The sequence below is a fragment of the Streptomyces sp. NPDC001002 genome (assembly GCF_053599215.1).
Genome location: NZ_JBSFLV010000119.1, coordinates 1 through 17,624 on the forward strand (window position 1 = coordinate 1; position 17,624 = coordinate 17,624).

The 17,624-nt window shown below is 69.2% G+C and carries 15 protein-coding genes and 1 pseudogene; 6 read left to right on the forward strand and 10 right to left on the reverse strand.

All coding sequences use genetic code 11. The annotated features are described in order from the left end of the window. Positions 1-86 precede the first annotated feature (86 nt). Positions 87-308: pseudogene (locus tag ACWDR3_RS36395) on the forward strand (sigma-70 family RNA polymerase sigma factor); the annotation flags it as partial. Positions 309-365: 57 nt separating this feature from the next. Continuing rightward, positions 366-794, forward strand: coding sequence for a hypothetical protein (locus ACWDR3_RS36400; protein ID WP_450356842.1), 429 nt, complete (start codon positions 366-368; stop codon positions 792-794). A 48-nt stretch (positions 795-842) separates the two neighbouring features. Here the strand turns inward: ACWDR3_RS36400 and ACWDR3_RS36405 are convergent, their stop codons facing one another. The 8 genes from ACWDR3_RS36405 to ACWDR3_RS36440 form a co-directional block, all read right to left on the reverse strand. After that, complete coding sequence (locus ACWDR3_RS36405; RefSeq protein WP_450356843.1) at positions 843-1,013, reverse strand: hypothetical protein; 171 nt, start codon at positions 1,011-1,013, stop codon at positions 843-845. A 40-nt stretch (positions 1,014-1,053) separates the two neighbouring features. Further along, positions 1,054-2,280, reverse strand: coding sequence for an MFS transporter (locus ACWDR3_RS36410; RefSeq protein ID WP_450356845.1), 1,227 nt, complete (start codon positions 2,278-2,280; stop codon positions 1,054-1,056). 124 nt (positions 2,281-2,404) lie between these two features. Then, positions 2,405-4,159: an RICIN domain-containing protein gene (locus ACWDR3_RS36415; RefSeq protein ID WP_450356864.1), complete on the reverse strand. Its 1,755-nt coding sequence runs from the start codon at positions 4,157-4,159 to the stop codon at positions 2,405-2,407. A 56-nt stretch (positions 4,160-4,215) separates the two neighbouring features. Continuing rightward, entirely contained in the window at positions 4,216-6,381 is a 2,166-nt protein-coding gene (locus ACWDR3_RS36420) for a beta-galactosidase (RefSeq protein ID WP_450356846.1), read from the reverse strand. A gap of 48 nt (positions 6,382-6,429) precedes the next feature. After that, positions 6,430-7,368, reverse strand: coding sequence for a carbohydrate ABC transporter permease (locus tag ACWDR3_RS36425; RefSeq protein WP_450356847.1), 939 nt, complete (start codon positions 7,366-7,368; stop codon positions 6,430-6,432). Beyond that, the gene (locus ACWDR3_RS36430; protein ID WP_450356848.1) at positions 7,365-8,282 is read right to left on the reverse strand and encodes a carbohydrate ABC transporter permease; all 918 of its coding nucleotides are present in this window, start codon (positions 8,280-8,282) and stop codon (positions 7,365-7,367) included. The genes ACWDR3_RS36425 and ACWDR3_RS36430 overlap by 4 nt, the downstream gene beginning before the upstream one ends. A gap of 2 nt (positions 8,283-8,284) precedes the next feature. Continuing rightward, complete coding sequence (locus tag ACWDR3_RS36435) at positions 8,285-9,673, reverse strand: ABC transporter substrate-binding protein (RefSeq protein ID WP_450356849.1); 1,389 nt, start codon at positions 9,671-9,673, stop codon at positions 8,285-8,287. 153 nt (positions 9,674-9,826) lie between these two features. Next, positions 9,827-10,864: a LacI family DNA-binding transcriptional regulator gene (locus tag ACWDR3_RS36440; RefSeq protein ID WP_450356850.1), complete on the reverse strand. Its 1,038-nt coding sequence runs from the start codon at positions 10,862-10,864 to the stop codon at positions 9,827-9,829. Between the two features lie 296 nt (positions 10,865-11,160). On the opposite strand from ACWDR3_RS36440, the gene ACWDR3_RS36445 reads away from it, so the two are divergent. Further along, positions 11,161-12,198 (forward strand): alpha-hydroxy acid oxidase, encoded by a 1,038-nt coding sequence (locus ACWDR3_RS36445; protein WP_450356851.1) that lies wholly within the window; start codon positions 11,161-11,163, stop codon positions 12,196-12,198. 10 nt (positions 12,199-12,208) lie between these two features. On the opposite strand, the gene ACWDR3_RS36450 is transcribed toward ACWDR3_RS36445, so the two are convergent. Continuing rightward, positions 12,209-12,718, reverse strand: coding sequence for a MarR family winged helix-turn-helix transcriptional regulator (locus ACWDR3_RS36450; RefSeq protein ID WP_450356852.1), 510 nt, complete (start codon positions 12,716-12,718; stop codon positions 12,209-12,211). A gap of 83 nt (positions 12,719-12,801) precedes the next feature. Between ACWDR3_RS36450 and ACWDR3_RS36455 the strand changes: the two genes are divergently transcribed. After that, positions 12,802-14,259 (forward strand): MFS transporter, encoded by a 1,458-nt coding sequence (locus ACWDR3_RS36455; protein ID WP_450356853.1) that lies wholly within the window; start codon positions 12,802-12,804, stop codon positions 14,257-14,259. Between the two features lie 226 nt (positions 14,260-14,485). After that, positions 14,486-15,778, forward strand: a complete 1,293-nt coding sequence (locus ACWDR3_RS36460) for a ThuA domain-containing protein (RefSeq protein WP_450356854.1) — start codon at positions 14,486-14,488, stop codon at positions 15,776-15,778. Between the two features lie 155 nt (positions 15,779-15,933). On the opposite strand, the gene ACWDR3_RS36465 is transcribed toward ACWDR3_RS36460, so the two are convergent. Further along, positions 15,934-16,632 carry an SDR family NAD(P)-dependent oxidoreductase gene (locus ACWDR3_RS36465; protein ID WP_450356855.1) on the reverse strand — a complete coding sequence of 233 codons (699 nt, stop codon included), beginning with the start codon at positions 16,630-16,632 and terminating at the stop codon, positions 15,934-15,936. 105 nt (positions 16,633-16,737) lie between these two features. On the opposite strand from ACWDR3_RS36465, the gene ACWDR3_RS36470 reads away from it, so the two are divergent. Continuing rightward, the gene (locus ACWDR3_RS36470) at positions 16,738-17,610 is read left to right on the forward strand and encodes a helix-turn-helix transcriptional regulator (protein WP_450356856.1); all 873 of its coding nucleotides are present in this window, start codon (positions 16,738-16,740) and stop codon (positions 17,608-17,610) included. Positions 17,611-17,624 lie beyond the last annotated feature (14 nt).

Below are 17,624 nucleotides of genomic sequence, written 5' to 3' on the forward strand. Positions count from 1 at the left end.
CAAAGGGGGTAAAACGTGCGGCCCGGTGAGGTGTCCCGACGGCGCGTACGGGTCGGTGTGCTGTCCGTGACAGATCGCCGGGGCCCGGTTTCGTCGACCCGGCGATGGACCTGTTCGAGGACCTGCACACCCTCGCCCCGCCGCTGCAGAAGCTCGACGACCGCGAGCGGGCCATCATCGAGATGCGCTTCGGCCAGGAGATGACCCAGGCGGACATCGGCCGCGAACTCCACGTGTCCCAGATGCACATCTCCCGTCTGCTGAACCGCACCCTCGCCAAACTCCGCACCGGTCTTCTGGAGACATGAGTTCCCCGCCACCGCACACGGGCCCACTCACGCAGCGTCAGAAGGACCACACCGGACATGAGCACTGAGCACGACCCTCTCCACCAGCCTGCCGCGCCGGTCGTGACCGAGCCCGTGCCGGATCTCCAACTGCAGATGCTGATACGGCTGATCGGACAGGACGCCCGCGCGACGCTGCCGCTGACGCTGGTGGTCGGCGGCGGCTTCCTCTACGGCGATCTGATCTCCCACGAGACATGGACGGCCGAGTGGGCACGCAGCCTGCGCGGTATCGACGGCCCGGGCGCCGATCTGCTCGAACACTTTCCGCAGCAGGTGGATCAGGCGGTCGTCGACAGGCAGGGGCACGACACTCCGCAACGGCTGCCTCAGTGGATCCACCTGCGTGATGCCACCGGAGTCACCGGAAGCGAGCCCGTCCACATGCCGTTGTGGCGCGGCCGGCTGACGGACGTGTCGGGCTGGTCCCTGGGCAAGCCCGCCTGACCCCTGTCGAATGAGACCTGACCCTTGTCGAACGGTGATACCTCACCCTTATCGAATGGGCCGACGGCCGGAGCGCCGGGACCAGCGAGCGGCGACGAGGGCGAGCGCGGCCACCAGGACCGCGACGCCGATCGCCAGCAGGTAGCCCAACCCGTTCGCGGCGACGCCGACGATGCCCAGAATGACGGCGATCAGGACGAGAAGCAGGAAAAGAACCATGCCAGAACACCACCGCTGCCGTTGCCGCCACCTGAAGGACCTATAGATCCCGGGTTCCCCCGCTTTCGCACCTGACACCATCCACCAGCCACACGCCCCGCCCTCGGTCCGCCAGCAGCAGGCCAACTGCGAGCAGCAGTGCCGCTGTTGCCGCGATCGGTGCCACCAGGAACGCTCCGACGCTTCCGTGACCGTCGGCGAGGAACCCGGCCAGCGCCTGCCCGGCCGCGGTGCCGAGAGGTCCGGCCCCGCACACGATCGTCATCGTGACGGTGGCCCGGTCGGGTGGCGCGAGTCGTTCGGTGAGGGCGTAGAGACTGATCAGGTAGGGCGCCACGGTGACGCTTGCGACGGCCACGGCGGCGGGAACGGCGTGCAGCCTCTCCCCCGCGACCAGGGTCAGCCCGCCAAGCAACAGGGTGGCCGCGAAGGTCACATAGCGGAGGCGCAGAGTGAATCGCGCGGGTAGCCAGGCGCAGGCGGCGCCGGCCAGGGCGCTTCCGATGCCGAAGACGGCGTAGAGGAGTCCGGCGGTGCCGGGGCGGCCACTGTCGTCGGCGTAGGCGGTGACGCCGGTCTGGACCGCGCCGAACACGGCGCCCATCGCGGCCATGGCCAGGAACATGGCGGCAAGTGGGCGTCGCGGCAAGGGAGTTCGTGACGTCTTCGGTGTCGGCTGACGCATTGCGCCCTGTCCGCTGAAGGTCAGCGTGAAGGGCAGGGTGGCCAGTGCCAGCAGGGCGATGGTCCCCATGGTCGGTGCTGCCGGTCCGATCGGGGTGAGCAGTCCGACGATCGCGGGTCCGACGACGAAGCTCGTCTCGTCGGCGGTCGCTTCGTACGACAGCGCGGTGGGCATGAGCGCGTGCCGGTCGCGTGCGTGCAGCAGACGGGACCAGTGCACACGTACCAACGGACCGATCGGCGGTTGGGTGAGGCCGGCAAGGGCCGCCGCCACGAGCATGCTCGCGCGGTCGGCGTGGGTCGCGGCGATGAGGCCGGTCAGGGCAGCGATGTTGGCGACCGTCGTGGCCGCCCCGACGGAGCGGTGACCGAGTTGGTCGGACAGCGCTCCGACGATCGGACCGCCGACGGCGGTGGCGATGCCCTGGGCCGCCGCGGCGAGGCCGGCGAAGGCGTAGCTGCCGGAGGCGGCACGGACGAGGATGAGTGTCGCGAGGGCCGAGGTCGCGTAGGGAAGCCGGGCCAGGAATCCCAAGGGGAAGAACCCCGCACGTGGGACACGCAGAAGGGACCGATACGCCATTGGTGTCTCCAATGAGCACGTCTGTAAGACGCGCTACCCAGCCACCGGCGCGTTGACGATCCCGATTCTGCTTCGCAGCGTAGCGAGCGGACCCGCGTGTCACCACAGTGCGAGGTCTCCTCGCCTACGGGGCGAGCCTCCATTCCTGAGAGCCGTCCGTCGCCGCGTTCTGCAAGGTCAGCGGTGAGCCGGCGGACGCGCCCGTCAGGTACAGGCTCGTGTTCTTGACCGACTGCAGCTTGTAGAACCCCTGGCCCGTCCTGATCAGGTTCCAGCTGCCGGTGGCGCTGTTGTCGACCCACTGGCCGATCCGTTGGCCGACCGTGGCGTTGCCCGTCCAGATCGCCGCCGCACGCCCGCCCGACTTGTTGAGCAGCGACACTCCACCGTTCGGCTCGGTCACCACGTGCCAGTACTGGGTGTCCGGGTCCGAGGCGGAACCGCGGTCCTCCAGGACGACATCGGGCACGTCCGCATTGCCGATGTTCGCGTCGTTGGTCTTGCTCCCGGTGCCGATCACCTGGCCGGTCTTCTGGTTCACCAACCGGTGGTAGGCGCCCTTCGACCGCCCGAGGTCGACCTCGGCGAAGGCGATCGTGGAGGTGCCCTGGTTGTTGAGGATGGCGATACGGCCGGTGCCGGTGACGTACTGCAGGTCGCGGCTGTAGCCGGCGCGTGAGGTGGTCTGGTACTCCTTCCAGACGCCGTCGCTACGACCGCTCTTGTTGACCCATACGTTGCCGCTGCCCGCCGCGTTGTAGACCAGGCGCCCGTCGGGGAGCTTGATGACGACCGGACTGCCGCCCGTCGCGAGCGTGCGGGAACCGGTGTCGACCGGCAACGAGGTGACGGGGTCGCCGGTCGGTGAACTCCGGTAGAACTTCAGCGGGTTGTCGACGACGACGTACCTCGTGTTGGCTCCCCCGCCCCAGTACTCGAAGGTCAGAAGCCACTTGTGGTCCGTGGTGCGCACGACGTTCGTCATGCCCGGCCGTCCGCCGCCGATCTCCATCTTGCCGCCGCCCATGTTCTGGGTCAGTCCGGCGACATCGACGACGGGTCCGCTCCAGTTCGGGCTGCGGCCGTCCCAGGTCTTGTGGGCGAGGATCTGGCCGTGCGAGTCGGTGGCGGTGTCGTTCGCGGGGTCCAGGGTCGGGGCGCCGGTGGCCGGGTCGAAGCCCGTGTAGTCGTTCTCGTCGGAGTAGTAGCAGACCAACTTGCCCTTGTAGACCATCAGATAGGGCTCCCAGAGGGGATCCACCTGCTTGCTCGTGTTGGCCGTGGCGACGTTCTGCCCGATCGCGCCCGCGCTGCCGCCCTGCCAGCCGCCGGTCGCGATGACGTTGACGACCTTCCAGGACTTCCCCTGGTCGGTGCTGGAGTACAGGGCGATGGCCAGGTCGCTGCGGTCGCCGTCGTTGGACGGCGTCCAGTTGGGGTCGGCCGCCTTGTGCTCCTTGTAGTACTGGTCGTCGCCCGACACGACGCTCGCGAGAAGCAGCGTGCCCCGCTTCAGCTTTCCGACGTTCTGCGGAAGCGTGTAGAGGTAGGGGTTGGTCCAATTGCTCGTGTACTTCGCGTACTTGGGGTCCTTGGAGAGGTACGCGGGCGCCTTGACCTCCGACAGCGGCTGCCAGCTCGTTCCGTCGTCGTCGCTCTTGTAGACCGGGAGCGTCTGTCCGTCGGCGCTGCCCGATGCCGGTACGACGGTGGACCTCTCGAACGACGCGACCAGACGTCCGCCGGGCAGTTGCGCGGACTTCGGGTACACGGCGCAGTTGCCCCGCCCCTTCAGGCACGGCTCGCTCCCCAGTTGATAGAGGATCCCGCCCGTCGGGTTGTACGCCTGGGCGCCGCCCGCCATCGGCAGCGCCAGCATCGCGCCGGCCCCGACGAACGTGCCCAGCACCTTCACCGCTCTGCTTCTTCGCACAGCTACTCCTTCGACTCCGACGGGTCCTTCGGGGAAACGAGCACGCGTACGTCCCACGGGCCGAGCTCCAGCGCCGTGCCCGTGGGCAGAGAGGCGCCGCTCAGCACGTCGACGAGATCGACCGGCACCGCCGAACGGGCCGGCTCCCAGCTCCAGTTGTGGACGATGTGCACCCTGCGGCCGTCGGGCGAGGTGCCGGTCGTCACCGTGACCGAGGCCGGCAGGTCGCCCCACCCGCTGGCGGCGGTCGGCGCCAGCCACTCGGCCAGGGCCCGGGCGAGATCGCGGCCGGGCACGGTACCGACGTACGTGACCCGGCCCTCCCCGTGCCGCCGCGTGGTCACGGCGGGCCAACGGCCGAAGTGCGGGTGCTCGTAGGCGGCGAGGACCTGGGCGTCGGTGACGGTCAGGCCGTCCGCCCAGTGCGTCGCCGTCGCGGTCGCCGGCAGCAGGAAGGGACTGTCCGGCACGGACCGGACGGGCACGGCCTGCGAGAGGTTGCTGAATTCGTCGTACGACACTCCCGCAGCGGCGGTGAGGCGGGCGGGCGCCGGTTCGTGCCGGGCCCGTGCCTCGTGGTCGGCGTAGCCGGTGCGGGGCCCCAGGACCAGATGGCCGCCGGCCTGTGCGTAGGCGGCGAACCAGTCGAGCGTGGAGTCGTCCGCGAGGTAGAGGGCGGGGACGACGAGAACGGGGTGGCGGCGCGCCGCCTCCTCCGGTGACAGGCCCGCCCGTTCGCCGCGCGGGTCGTGCAGTTGGCGGACGTGGACGATGCGGACCTGGCGGCCGGCGTCGAAGGCGCCGCGGTAGAAGGGGTCGAGGATGCGGTGGTAGGCGGCGGGGTCCGGTTCGCCGTCCGGGGTCGCCAGGGGCGGGTGCTTCTGCATCAGCCACTTGCTCGGGGTTGAGTAGACGATCGTGAGGTCGGCGTCCGGCTCAAGGCCCGCGACGAGCGGCCCCGCGGCCTCGAACTCCTCCCCCAGCCGCGCCAGTTCGGCGTACGTGCGGCCCGGTCGGCCGCTGTGCGGGAGGACTCCGCCCCAGTAGGTCTCCGCGCCGAAGCGCAGGGTCTGCCACTGCCAGTACTCGATCATGCGGGCGCCGCGGCCGACGAGGGCCCAGGCGGCCTGGCGCCACTGGCCGTCGTAGGCGGGCCGGTTGTCCCAGGCCATGCCGATGGAGTTGGCGTTGGTCTCGGTGACCAGGAACGGCTCCTGGCGGGAGGAGAACATCCAGTCGGCGGTCTGCCTGAGGGACCAGACGCCCGTGGTCTTCCACTTCTGTTCGTGGGTGTCCGGGGTCGGATCGGGCAGGAGCAGGCCGTCCTGCATGTCGTAGTACGGGTTGCCGGTGGCGATGTCGAGGCGGTCGGTGAGCTCGTCGTCCTCGACCGCCGGGCGGGTGTAGGAGATGCAGGTGGTGACGAAGTGCTCGGGGCGGGCGTACTCGCGGACGATGTCGGCCTGCCAGCCGATGAAGTCGGTGCACTGGCGGGCCTGGAACTCCCGCCAGGCAACGTCGTATTGGGGCTGAACGTTGCCGTCGGGGGTCCACAGGTCGGCCCAGGTGGACAGGCGGTGGGACCAATACACCAGGCCCCACTCGCGGTTGAGGGTCTCGACGTCGCCGTACTTCTCGCGCAGGTGGTCGGTGAAGCGCTGGAAGACGCCTCGGTTGTGGAACAGCTCCAGGCCCGGTTCGTTGTCGACCTGGAAGCCGATGACTGCCGGGTGGTCGGCGTACCGGGCGACGATCTCGCGGATGATCCGTTCGGCGTGGAAGCGGAACGCCGGGTGGGTGAAGTCGACTTCCTGCCGGGCGCCCCAGCCGATGTGCTCGCCGGTGCGCCGCTCGCCGGTGATCTCCGGGTACTGCCGTGCCAGCCACGGCGGTACGGCGTAGGTGGGGGTACCGAGGATGACGGAGATGCCGCGTTCGTGGGCGCCGTCCAACACCGGTTGCAGCCAGTCGAGTTCGAAGCGGCCGTTCTCGGGTTCCCAGGTCGACCAGACCGATTCGCCGACCCTGATGACGGTGAAGTGTGCCTGGGCCATGAGGTCGAGATCGGTCTTGAGCTGCTCGTCGGGCCGTACGTCGGTCCCGTAGGCGGGGTGGTACTCGTGGTAGTAGGCGGCGCCGAACAGAACGCGGGCGGGCAGATCCGCCATGGACAAACCTCCGGAATGCAGGGGGTGTTGGGGGGTACCGGGAAAGGGCTACTGCTTGACGCCGCCGGTGGCCAGGCCGCTCTGCCAGTACCGCTGGAGCAGCAGGAAGGCCAGGACGAGCGGGAGGATCGAGATGAGGGATCCGGTCACGACGAGGGCGAGCATGTCGCTGCTGGCTCCGGCGCCGCCGTTCTGGGCCTGGTCGGCCCAGCGGGCGAGCCCGACCGTGATGGGGTACAGGTTCGGGTCGTTGAGCATGATCAGCGGCAGGAAGTAGTTGTTCCAGGTGGCGACGAGGGTGAAGAGGATGACGGTCACCAGGCCGGGGGCGAGCAGCCTCAGCGCGATCGTGGTGAAGATCCGGAACTCTCCGGCACCGTCCATGCGGGCGGCCTCGATGAGGCTGTCGGGGACGGCGTCCTCGGCGTAGATCCGCATGAGGTAGAGGCCGAACGGGCTGATGAGCGAGGGCAGGATGACGGCCCAAGGGGTGTTCACCAGGCCCGCCTTGGCGAAGAGCAGGTAGGTGGGGATCGCCAGGGCGGTGGTCGGGATCATGATGGCGCCGAGGACCAGGTTGAAGGCGGCGCCGTGGCCGCGGAAGCGGTACTTGGCGAAGCCGTAGCCGGCCGCCGCGGCGAGCAGTGCGGCGCCGAGCGCGCTGACCCCGGCGTACAGGACCGTGTTGAGCAGCCAGCGGCCGTAGACGCCGTCGTCCTGGGTGAAGGTGGCCTTGATGTTCGACAGGAGTTGCGGCGCGTGCGAGAACCACAGGCCGAAGGTGTTGAACAGGTCCTGGGTGCTCTTGGTCGAGGCGACCAGCAGCCAGAACAGGGGCAAGAGGAAGTACGCGAGGGCGGCGAGCATGGCGATCGTGAGCGGGGTGCTGCGGCGGCGGGCGGAGGGCGATCGGCGGCGCGGGCGGGCCTCGGCGGGAAGTCCCTTCGTCGCCGCGGGGGTTGAGGCTGCGGGCGTCACGGTGGTCATGCGGTCCTCCTGCGGTTCGCCGTGAGCAGGAAGCCGTACGACACGATGACGATGACCAGACCGAGGATGAAGGACACCGTGGCCGCGTAGTTGGTCTGCTGGCTGATGAAGGCGACGGAGTAGGCGTAGAGGTTGGCGGTGTAGGAGCTGGAGATGACGTCCGGGGCGACCTTCATCAACAGGTTCGGCTCGTTGAAGAGCTGGAAGCTGCCGATCACCGAGAACAGCAGGGTGAGGGTCAACGCCGGGCGCAGCGCCGGGAGTTTGATGGACCAGGCGATCCGCCAGGCGCCGGCGCCGTCCATGGCCGCGGCCTCGTACAGCTCGGCGGGGATGGTGCGCAGGGCGGCGTACAGGATGATCATGTTGTAGCCGACGAACTCCCAGGTCACGATGTTCGCGAGGCTGCCGAGCATCCAGCTGTCGGTGAGGAAGTGCGGGGCCGGCAGATGGAGGTCGTGGCTGATCTGGGCGAAGGGGCCGAAGTCGGGGCCGTAGAGGTAGCCCCACATGAGGGTGGCGATCACGCTGGGGACGGCGTACGGGACGAAGATGCCGAGGCGGATCACCCGGGCCAGGCGGAGCAGGCCGCTGTCCAGCGCGAGGGCGAAGCACAGGGCGAGCAGCAGCATGACGGGGACCTGGATGACGAAGAACAGGGCCACGCGGCCCAGCCCCTTGAGGAGTTGGGGGTCCTTGAGGGCGGTGACGTAGTTGTCCAGGCCGACGAAGGTCGAGCCGCCGATGAGCTTCTCCTGGAAGAGGCTGAGGTAGGCGGCGTAGCCGAGCGGGGCGAGGAAGAGGAGCAAGAACAGCGCCATGAAGGGGGCGATGAACAGGGCTCCCGCGGTGCCGTGCCGCCGGCGGGGGCGAGGTGGGGCTTTGGTGCGGGCGTCCGCCGTGGTGGTGGCCATCGTCAGCCTCCCTTGACCGTGAAGCCCTGGCTCTTGGCGAAGGTGGTGATGCGCGACTGCCAGGAACCGAGTGCGCTGACGGTGTCGGACTTGTCGGCGAGGGACTTGCCGACGGTCTCCGTCCAGTCGGTGGCCACCCGGTCGAGGAACGGCGGCCACTGGAAGGCGGGGTCGACCTGGGCGCTGATGTCCGCGAAGACCTGGTTGACCTTCTGGCCGCCGTAGAACGCGGGCGCGTCACCGAGGAAACTCGCCTCGCCGAGCAAGGCCTTGGTCGCCGGAAAGAAGAACTGTTCGGTGGCGAACATCTTGGCGCTGGCGGGGTCGCTGTTGAGGAACTGCGCGAACACGGCTGCCTGGATGGGGTTCTTGGTGGAACGGATGACGGCCGTGGTGGAGCCGCCCCAGTTGCCCGAGCTGGGCTTGGCGGCGTCCCACTGCGGCAGCGGGGCCGCGCGCCACTTGCCCGCGGTGGCCTTGGCGGAACCGGAGAGGAAGGCCGGACCCCAGGCGCCGGTCAACCAGGTCGCGTACTTGCCCTTGTTGAGGGCCGCGTACCAGGCGTCCGTGAAGTCAGGCTCGACACCGATCACGCCGTCCTTGGCGAGGGTGCCCCAGTACTCGCCGAGCTTCTTCGAGATCGCGTCGTCGACGCTGATGGTGATGTCGCTCTTGCCGGAGGTGACGTACGGCTTGGCCCCCGCCTGCCACAACAGGCCGTGCCAGGCGGCGACTTGGTTGGCGGCGAGGTTGGTGAGGTAGACGTCCGGGTCGGCCTTGTGGAGCTTGCGGGCGGCGGCCTCGAACTCATCCCAGGTGGTGGGGACTTCGATGCCGTGCTGGTCGAAGATGTCCTTGCGGTACAGCATGCCCATCGGACCGGTGTCCTGCGGTATCGCCCACACCTCACCGCCACTGCCGCTGACCTGCCCCCAAGTCCAGTCGACAAAGGTCGACTTGAGCGCGGAGGCACCGTAGGGACGAAGATCCAGCAGGCTGTCGGTGATGGTGAAGGTGGGGATCGCCTGGAACTCGATCTGCACCATGTCCGGGGCGCCACTGTTGGCCTTGAGCGCGGTCCGCAGCTTCGTGTACTGGGGCGTGCCCTGACCGGCGTTGACGACCTTGACCTTGACGGCCGGGTACTTCTTCTCGAAGAGCGCGACCTCCTTGTCGATGTTCGGCACCCAGGTCCAGAACGTCAGCTGGGTCGGCGTCTTCATGGCCTTGTCGATGTCGGCCTGGCTGACCGCATTGGTCGACGAGCCACCAGTACCGCCGCCGTCCCCACCACAGCCGGACAGAGTGACGGCAAGCGACAACGCACCGGTGCCGGCGAGAAAGCCTCGACGACTGAGAGAGGAGGACGAGTTGGAGAGGATTCCGGACATGCTGAACTCCCGAGAGAGGGTACGAGAAACCGGCACACCGACTGACGGCGTGCGGAAATCGACGTGATGGGAAGCGCCCCTTAGGGGCGCGGGGAACTGCGCGACCAGCCCCCACCGGCCCGCGGACAAAAGACCGCAGACCCAGCAGGGCAACTAACGGGGCGCCGCCGTAGACGCGCGAACAACAAGCTCGACCGGCGGATCAGCCATCGGCAACGGTTCCGCCTGCGGACTCTCGATGGCATGCACCAGCAACTTGAGCCCGTCCCGAGCCATCGCAGAGAACGGCTGCCGCACAGTCGTCAACGGCGGAGTCACATACGCGGAGACCGGAGTGTCGTCGAACCCGACCACACTGACGTCCTCGGGAACCCGCCGCCCCGCTTCGGCCAGCGCCCGCATCAGCCCGATCGCCATGTCGTCGTTCGCGGCGAACACGGCGGTCACCGCAGGGTCGGCGACCAGTTCACGACCGGCCGCATGACCCGAGGCCGCCGACCAGTCGCCCTGCACGACCGCCGGTTCCGCCCGTCCGCGCGCGGCGAGCGCGGCACGCCAGCCTTCCAGACGATCCCGGGCCGAGTACCAACGCTGGGGACCCGCCAGATGATGGACCGTGGTGTGGCCCAGCTCCAGCAGGTGATCCGTGGCCGCGCGCGCCATCTGGTGGGAGACGATGCCGGCCGTGACGACGTGAGGAGCGGCGAAGGGCGGAGGCGCGCCGAGGACGAGGATCGGTACGTCGAGCCGCGCGGAGAGCACCGCGCCGCCCTCCTCGTCGATCGGCTCGGAGATGACGATGCCGTCCACGCCCTGCTCCAGGAGCGAGTCGACGGCTCCGGCGATGCCCGCCGTCTCGCCCTCCATGGTGTTGACCACGCGGAGGGCGTAGCCGGTGTCCCGGACGGCCCGCTCGACACCCATGAGCAGTGAGGCCGGACCGTACAGGGCGGTGCCGAGTGTCACGACGCCGATGGACCTGGTGCGGCCGGAGGCCAACGCGCGGGCCGCGTTGTTCGAGCGGTAACCGAGTTCCTCGGCCGCCGCCAGCACCCGACGGCGTACGTCTTCTGAGACGTACGGCTCGTCGTTCATGACCCGGGACACCGTCTTCTGCGACACGCCCGCGAGGCGCGCCACATCCACACTGCGCGGTGCGGCTCCCGCGCCGCGCCCTGCCCCTGGTGCCATGGCGTCTCCCGATCTTCGGCAGTCGAATCCTAGTCCCAGTCGGGTGTATGACTGCGCTGTCATGACTGCGCAGTCATATCTACGCAACGAGGCTGGACGCGTCAAGACTTCGCGCAACATCTTCGTAATCCGACCCAGACCCAGACCCCGGACCCGCACCCGCACCCGCACCCGCACCCGCACCCGGATGCGCCGAATTCGCCGAGCGACCCCGGCTGTCACCCCCGTCACCGGGGTATGTCCGCATCAGTCGACTTCACGAGTGGGGGTTGCCGGTGTCAGAGGTCGGCCGTTGGATGGACGGATTGGAAGAACAGGCGGCCGACGTCCTGCCCGCCGAGATCTACGGCTACTTCCGCCGAGGCGCCGGTCAGGGGCTCAGCGTGGCGGAGGCGAGCCGCTCCTGGGACGAGCTGCGGTTGCGCCCCCACGTGCTTCGCGATGTCTCCTCCTGCGACACCACAACCACCGTCCTGGGTACGCCGGTCAGCACACCCGTCCTCGTCGCGCCAAGCACCTTGCAGCGCAAGGCCCATCCGGAGGGCGAGGCCGCGACCGCGCGTGGAGTCGCGCGGGCCGGGTCGCTGCTCGCGGTCACGTCGAACACGGCCGTCCCCTTCTCCGCCTTGCCCGCGAGCGGGGCGCCCTGGTGGGTGCAGGTCTACGTGACCCGGGACCGCTCGCTGACCGCGGAAGTGCTGCGGCGGGCCAAGGCCGCCGGAGCCCGGGCGGTCGTCCTCACCGCCGACACGCCGGTCATCGGCTCGCGCGGCAAACCCGGTGCGCACGTGGCCGACTTCGTGCGACCGGAGGACCTGTACGGCAACATGCCCGGCGTTCCCGACCGGGAAGCCGCCGAGCACGCGCCCGATCTCACCCCCGACGTGATCGGCTGGCTGCGCGAACAGAGCGGACTGCCGGTCGTCGTCAAAGGGGTCCTACGGGGCGACGACGCACGGGAGTTCGGGGCGGCGGGCGCCTCGGGGTTGCTGGTCTCCAATCACGGCGGCCGGCAACTCGACACCCTCGCGCCCACCGCATGGGCGCTCGCCGAGGTGGTCGACGCGGTCGCCGGTACCGGCACGGAGGTCTACGTGGACGGCGGCCTGCGGCGCGGCACGCATGTCCTGGCGGCTCTCGCGCTCGGCGCCCGTGCGGTGTTCATCGGGCGACCAGTGCTGTGGGCGCTGACCGTGGCCGGCGACGCGGGGGTGGCTCGGCTCATCGACGAGCTCACCCAAGAACTGGCCGAAGCCATGCGCCTGACGGGAACGACATCGCCGGCGGGCGTGGCGCGCGATCTGGTGTGGAGGCCGCCGCACGCCAACTCGTAGCCGCCCGGCGTCACTTGCCCCGGCGTCCGCGTTCCGACTTGGGGGCGGGCAGGGCTCGTAGGCGCTCCGTGTGGCGGGTCTGCATGGTCGTGTTGGTGCGCAGGAAGTCCATGACCACCTGCAACTGCTCCACGCTGTACTTCGCGCTGATTTCCTTCGTGCTGTCCTCGATGTGCGGGGCGATGAGTTCGTAGCAGCGCCGGGCGCCCTCCGGGGTCACCCGTACGACGGTCTTGCGGCGGTCGACCGGGTGCGGGGTGCGGTTGAGCAGGCCGAGGTGCTCCAGGCGGTCGAGCATGGCGGTCACGCTGCCGGTGGTCAGGCCCAGGCGAGTGCTGAGTTCGCGCGGAGAGAGCTCGCCGGCACCGAGCAGAAGCTCCAGGCAGCGCAGATCGGTTTCGTTCACGCCGAGGAGACGGGCGGTCTCACGGTCGTAGTCGTCGACTGCCGACTGGTAGTCCTGCATGACTTTGCCCAGGTCAGCGAGGACCTGCTCCATGTCGTTTGACAATCGAGACATCTCCCTCCAGGGTAGAGATAGCTCGATAGTCGAGATACACGAGCTTCAAGTTACATTACGGTCAAGCGATCAGGGGATCACCAATGTCGCACAGTACAGTCCGGGCGGCCTCCGCCTCCGCCGCCGAAGAACGGCCTCATCCGAAGCGGTGGGCGGCGGCGATCGTCATGATCCTCGCGGCGTTGCTGGACATGATCGACGGCTCGATCGTCAACACGGCACTGCCGTCCATCGGGCGCGGTCTGCACGCCGATGCGGCGCAGTTGGAGTGGATGGTGTCGGCCTATCTGCTGGGCTTCGCCGCGACTCTGATCATCTCGGGGCATCTGGGAGACCGGTTCGGGCGCAAGGCGCTGTTCCTGACCGGCGTCTCGGGATTCGCCGTAGCAAGCCTGGCCAGTGCGGTGGCCACCGGTCCGGAGCAGCTCATCGCGGCGCGGGCGGTGCAGGGCGTGGCCGCGGCGGTCATCATGCCGCAGGTTCTCGGGTCGCTGCGGACGATGTTCACCGGTGCCGAGCGCGGCAAGGTGTTCGCGATCTACGGCGCGATCGCCGGGATCGCGGTGGCGACCGGCGTGCTGCTGGGCGGCGTACTGACGGACTGGGACCTGTTCGGCTGGGGCTGGCGCACCATCTTCGCGGTCAACCTCCCTCTCGCCGCCCTCGTGTTGGTGCTCGGCGCGTTGTGGATCCCCGGCTCCCGGGAGCGCGCGCCCGGGCGCATCGACGTCCTCGGCAATCTCGTGCTGGCCGCGTCGCTGGTGGCCGTCGTGCTGCCGCTGGTCGAGGGCCGTGCCAACGGCTGGCCGCTGTGGGGCTGGTTCTGCCTGGCCGGCGGGGTGGCGGGCCTGGTGCTGCTGAGCGTCGTGCAGTCGGTACGGCGTACGCCCGACCCGGTGCTCCCGACGAGCCTGTTCCGCAACCGGGCGTTCAGCGCGGGCCTGCTGATCCAACTGCTGTTCTACGGCGCCATGTCCGGCTTCATGCTGACCTTCACCATCTGGCTGCAGTCCGGGCAGGGCTACTCCCCCGCGCAGGCCGGTGTGTTGATGGTCGCCTTCAGTGGCGGCACCTTCATCACCGCGCCGATGGTCGACGGTCTGGTGGTGAAGTTCGGGCGAGTCGTCCTGCTGGTGGGCGGGCTGGTCATGGCGGGCGGGTTCTTCTGGGTCCAGTACGCCATCGAGCACGCCGCGTCCGTCCACACCGGTGCCTGGCCGCTGGTGCCCGGTCTGCTGGTCGCCGGTGCCGGCCTCGGGTTCCTGGTCGTCCCACTCGCGAACGTCGTGCTGTCGGCCGTGCCCGAGCGGATCGCCGGTGGTGCCTCGGGCGTCTTCTCCACCGCCCAGCAGTTCGGCGGCGCGCTGGGGGTCGCGGTCATCGGCAACGTCTTCTTCTCGAACGTCTCCACCGGCCTGACCGACGGCATCCACCACGCCGGTCCGTGGGCCGTCGGCGCGCTGGTGGTCTGCGCGCTGCTGTGCCTGGCCCTGCCGCGCACGGCGGTCGGCGCGCACCACGAAGGCCCGGGCGCGATCTGACGCGCGGGCGGCCGTCCGGCTTCAAGTGGTGAACTCCCTTCGCACGCAAGGGAGTTTCCCGGTGCCACCTCTTGACGTGTCTGGTTCAGACCTTTAGGTTCACGGCCCAGCGACCTCTACAGACACATCCAGCTCTCATATATGTGAACCCCTTCGTTCACGCCCTGATGCCGCCGAGCGGCGGCACACCCCCCGCCTCCGGGCCGTTCATGAAGGGAAGTTTCGGATGCAACAGGTGAGATCCGGCACCGCACGCGTCGCGCTGTGGGTGGCATTCCTGCTCACGGCGTTCACCAGCCTGTTGGCACAGCCGCCCGCGCAGGCCGCGCCGGCGGCGGAGCCGTTCCGCGTCCTCGCGCTCTACAACGGCACCTGGGATGCCGCCCACATCAGCTTCGTCCACGAGGCCAACACCTGGTTCCCCCAGCAGGCGGCCGCGAACGGCTTCACCTACACGTCCAGCAACAACTGGGACCTTCTCGCCAACGGCGGAGTCAACAGCTACCAGGTCGTCCTCTTCCTCGACGACCTGCCGCAGACAGCCGCCCAGCGCACGGGTTTTGAGAACTACATGCGCAATGGCGGCGCGTGGATGGGCTTCCACGTATCGGCCTTCACCACCAACGCGGCGAGCTGGTCGTGGTACCACAACACGTTCCTGGGCAGCGGCAACTTCCGCTCGAACACCTGGGGTCCGACCACCGCCGTACTGAAGGTGGAGGACCGTACCCACCCCTCGACGGTGAACCTGCCCGCGACCTTCACCTCGTCCGTCAGCGAGTGGTACAGCTGGTCCAACGACCTGCGCACGAACCCCGCCATCAAGATCCTGGCGTCCATCGACCCCAGCAGCTTCCCGCTCGGCACCGATCCCAACCAGACCTGGTACAGCGGGTATTACCCGATCCTGTGGACGAACACGAACTACAAGATGCTGTACGCCAACTTCGGCCACAACGCGATGAACTACGACACCAACACCACGTTGTCGTCGACGTTCGCCAGCGCGACGCAGAACAAGTTCCTCCTGGACGGGATCAAGTGGCTCGGCGGTTCCTCGTCCACCACTCCGCCCGGGGACGGCATCCCCTCGACCAACTGGTACAGCGTGCGCAACGGCGGCAACAGCACCTGCGTCGACGCCCGCGCCGCGGCCACGGCCAACGGGACCGCCATCCAGCAGTACGCCTGCAACTCCACCGCGGCCCAGCAGTTCCAGTTCGTCGGCACCGACAGCGGATACGTGCGGATCAACGCCCGCAGCAATCCGGCACAGGTCATCGACGTCGCCGAACGCTCCACGGCCGACAACGCGCCCCTGCAACTGTGGGCCTACTCCAGCGGCACCAACCAGCAGTGGCAGCCGGTGAAGGAAGCCAGCGGCAACTACCACTTCGCCGCGCGGCACAGCGGCAAGTGCCTGACCGCCTCCACCGCCGCCACCAACAGCGTTCAGCTCACCCAGCGCACGTGCGACGGCTCCGCCGCACAGAGCTTCCAACTGACCGCCCAGCCCTGACCGTTCGGTCCTGATGGTTCAGCCCTGAGCATCGGCCGGAGTCCGTCCGCCCGGTCGCCCGATCCCGTGTCCGCCGTTCAGCCGGTGGCCACGGGATCGGGCCGTTTTCGAGCCGTCGTAGAGCCGCCGCATGGGCAGGAGCGCGCGCTCCAGGGTCACGACCAGGCGATCTCCCCGACCCGGTCTACGAAGCGTCCGGAACCGGCACCGGGCTTCTCGGTCGCCAGGCCGACGATCGCGTCCGTCCCCTCGGTCACGGTCTGGGGCCCGCTGTGGCCGTTGAGGTCGGTCGCCGTGTAGCCGGGATCGGCGGCGTTGACGCGGATGTCCGGCAGGGCCTTCGCGTACTGGGTCGTCAGCATCGTCAGCGCGGCCTTCGACGCGGTGTAGAGGGGCGCGACGACGGAGGACTCGACGCGTGTCGGGTCGTGGGTGATTGCGAGGGAGCCCATCCCGCTGCTGACGTTGACGATGACGGGGTCCGCCGACCGGCGGAGCAACGGCAGGAACGCGGTGGTCGTGCGGACCACGCCGACGACATTGACGTCGAGGACGGCGAGGGCGTCGCCGCCGGTGAGCGTGGTGGGATCGCCGTACGGGCCGTGGATGCCGGCGTTGTTGATCAGGACGTCGATCGAGCCCTCGTGTTCGGCGACGTTCGCGGCCGCGGCGGCGACGGACGCGTCGTCGGTCACGTCGATGGGGACGTGGCGCGCGCCGAGCGCGGCGGCGGCCTCGGCGCCCTGTTCGGGGTCGCGGGCACCGAGCAGCACGGTGTGGCCGAGTTCGGTCAGACGGCGGGCGGTCTCGCGACCGAGCCCCTTGTTGGCTCCGGTGATGAAAATGATCGTCATGGGTTCGATTGTTCGTCCGCGCACGGCGCCCGGCCAGGGACGCCTCGACGGTAGGAGCAGCAGTACCACCGTCGACTCTCCTTCAGAGCGGCGCGGTGCAGCAGTATGGGTTTCATGACCACGACTTCCGGAGCCGGGCTGGGGGCGATGATCCGCACCTGGCGGGACCGGCTGCCCCCGTCGGCCGCGGCGCTGCCCGTGGGCCGGGCCCGGCGCGCGACCGGGCTGCGGCGCGAGGAACTGGCCGAGCTCGCCGGGGTGTCGGTCGACTACGTCGTACGTCTGGAGCAGGGACGGTCCACCACGCCCTCGGCGTCGGTGGTGGCGTCCTTGGCACGCGCCCTTCAACTGTCCTCGGCCGAGCGCGATCATCTGTACCGGCTGGCCCGACTCGCGCCGCCGGCGGACGGCGTGATCCGCGACCACATCACACCCGGAGTCCAGCGAGTGCTCAGCCGGCTCGGGGACGTCGCGGTCGCCGTGTTCGCGGCGGACTGGCAGCTGATCTGGTGGAACCGCAGCTGGGCCGCACTCCTGGGCGACCCCTCCTCCTCGCCGCCGCGGCTGCGCAACTTCGCCCGCGACCGGTTCCCGACGGGCCCGGGTCCCGCCTGCCTGACCCTGTGGCCGGTGACCGAGACCGACAAGGCGGCCACCGACGCCGCCGTCGTGTCCGACCTGCGCCGGGCCACCGGCCGCTATCCGCACGACTCCCGGCTGGCCGAGCTCATCGGCACGCTGAGCGCGGGCAACCAGCGGTTCGCCGACCTGTGGGCCACCGGTACCGTCGCCGCCCACCGCGAGGACCACAAGATCATCGAGCACCCCTCGGTGGGACCCGTCACCGTCGACTGCGACATCCTCAGCGACACGGACTCCGAGCTCAAGATCGTGATCATGACGACCGCGCCCGGCAGCCCCGACGAGACCAAGTTCCGGCTCGCCGCGATCGCCAGTGACGGACGCGCGCACGCCTGAGGGCGCCGGCGCCA

What these genes read in the sequence shown, in the direction of transcription:
- ACWDR3_RS36400 (WP_450356842.1), top strand. Translation starts at nt 366, where the DNA reads ATGAGCACTGAGCACGACCCTCTCCACCAGCCTGCCGCGCCGGTCGTG.
- ACWDR3_RS36405 (WP_450356843.1), bottom strand. Translation starts at nt 1,013, where the DNA reads ATGGTTCTTTTCCTGCTTCTCGTCCTGATCGCCGTCATTCTGGGCATC.
- ACWDR3_RS36410 (WP_450356845.1), bottom strand. Translation starts at nt 2,280, where the DNA reads ATGGCGTATCGGTCCCTTCTGCGTGTCCCACGTGCGGGGTTCTTCCCC.
- ACWDR3_RS36415 (WP_450356864.1), bottom strand. Translation starts at nt 4,159, where the DNA reads ATGCTGGCGCTGCCGATGGCGGGCGGCGCCCAGGCGTACAACCCGACG.
- ACWDR3_RS36420 (WP_450356846.1), bottom strand. Translation starts at nt 6,381, where the DNA reads ATGGCGGATCTGCCCGCCCGCGTTCTGTTCGGCGCCGCCTACTACCAC.
- ACWDR3_RS36425 (WP_450356847.1), bottom strand. Translation starts at nt 7,368, where the DNA reads ATGACCACCGTGACGCCCGCAGCCTCAACCCCCGCGGCGACGAAGGGA.
- ACWDR3_RS36430 (WP_450356848.1), bottom strand. Translation starts at nt 8,282, where the DNA reads ATGGCCACCACCACGGCGGACGCCCGCACCAAAGCCCCACCTCGCCCC.
- ACWDR3_RS36435 (WP_450356849.1), bottom strand. Translation starts at nt 9,673, where the DNA reads ATGTCCGGAATCCTCTCCAACTCGTCCTCCTCTCTCAGTCGTCGAGGC.
- ACWDR3_RS36440 (WP_450356850.1), bottom strand. Translation starts at nt 10,864, where the DNA reads ATGGCACCAGGGGCAGGGCGCGGCGCGGGAGCCGCACCGCGCAGTGTG.
- ACWDR3_RS36445 (WP_450356851.1), top strand. Translation starts at nt 11,161, where the DNA reads ATGGACGGATTGGAAGAACAGGCGGCCGACGTCCTGCCCGCCGAGATC.
- ACWDR3_RS36450 (WP_450356852.1), bottom strand. Translation starts at nt 12,718, where the DNA reads ATGTCTCGATTGTCAAACGACATGGAGCAGGTCCTCGCTGACCTGGGC.
- ACWDR3_RS36455 (WP_450356853.1), top strand. Translation starts at nt 12,802, where the DNA reads ATGTCGCACAGTACAGTCCGGGCGGCCTCCGCCTCCGCCGCCGAAGAA.
- ACWDR3_RS36460 (WP_450356854.1), top strand. Translation starts at nt 14,486, where the DNA reads ATGCAACAGGTGAGATCCGGCACCGCACGCGTCGCGCTGTGGGTGGCA.
- ACWDR3_RS36465 (WP_450356855.1), bottom strand. Translation starts at nt 16,632, where the DNA reads ATGACGATCATTTTCATCACCGGAGCCAACAAGGGGCTCGGTCGCGAG.
- ACWDR3_RS36470 (WP_450356856.1), top strand. Translation starts at nt 16,738, where the DNA reads ATGGGTTTCATGACCACGACTTCCGGAGCCGGGCTGGGGGCGATGATC.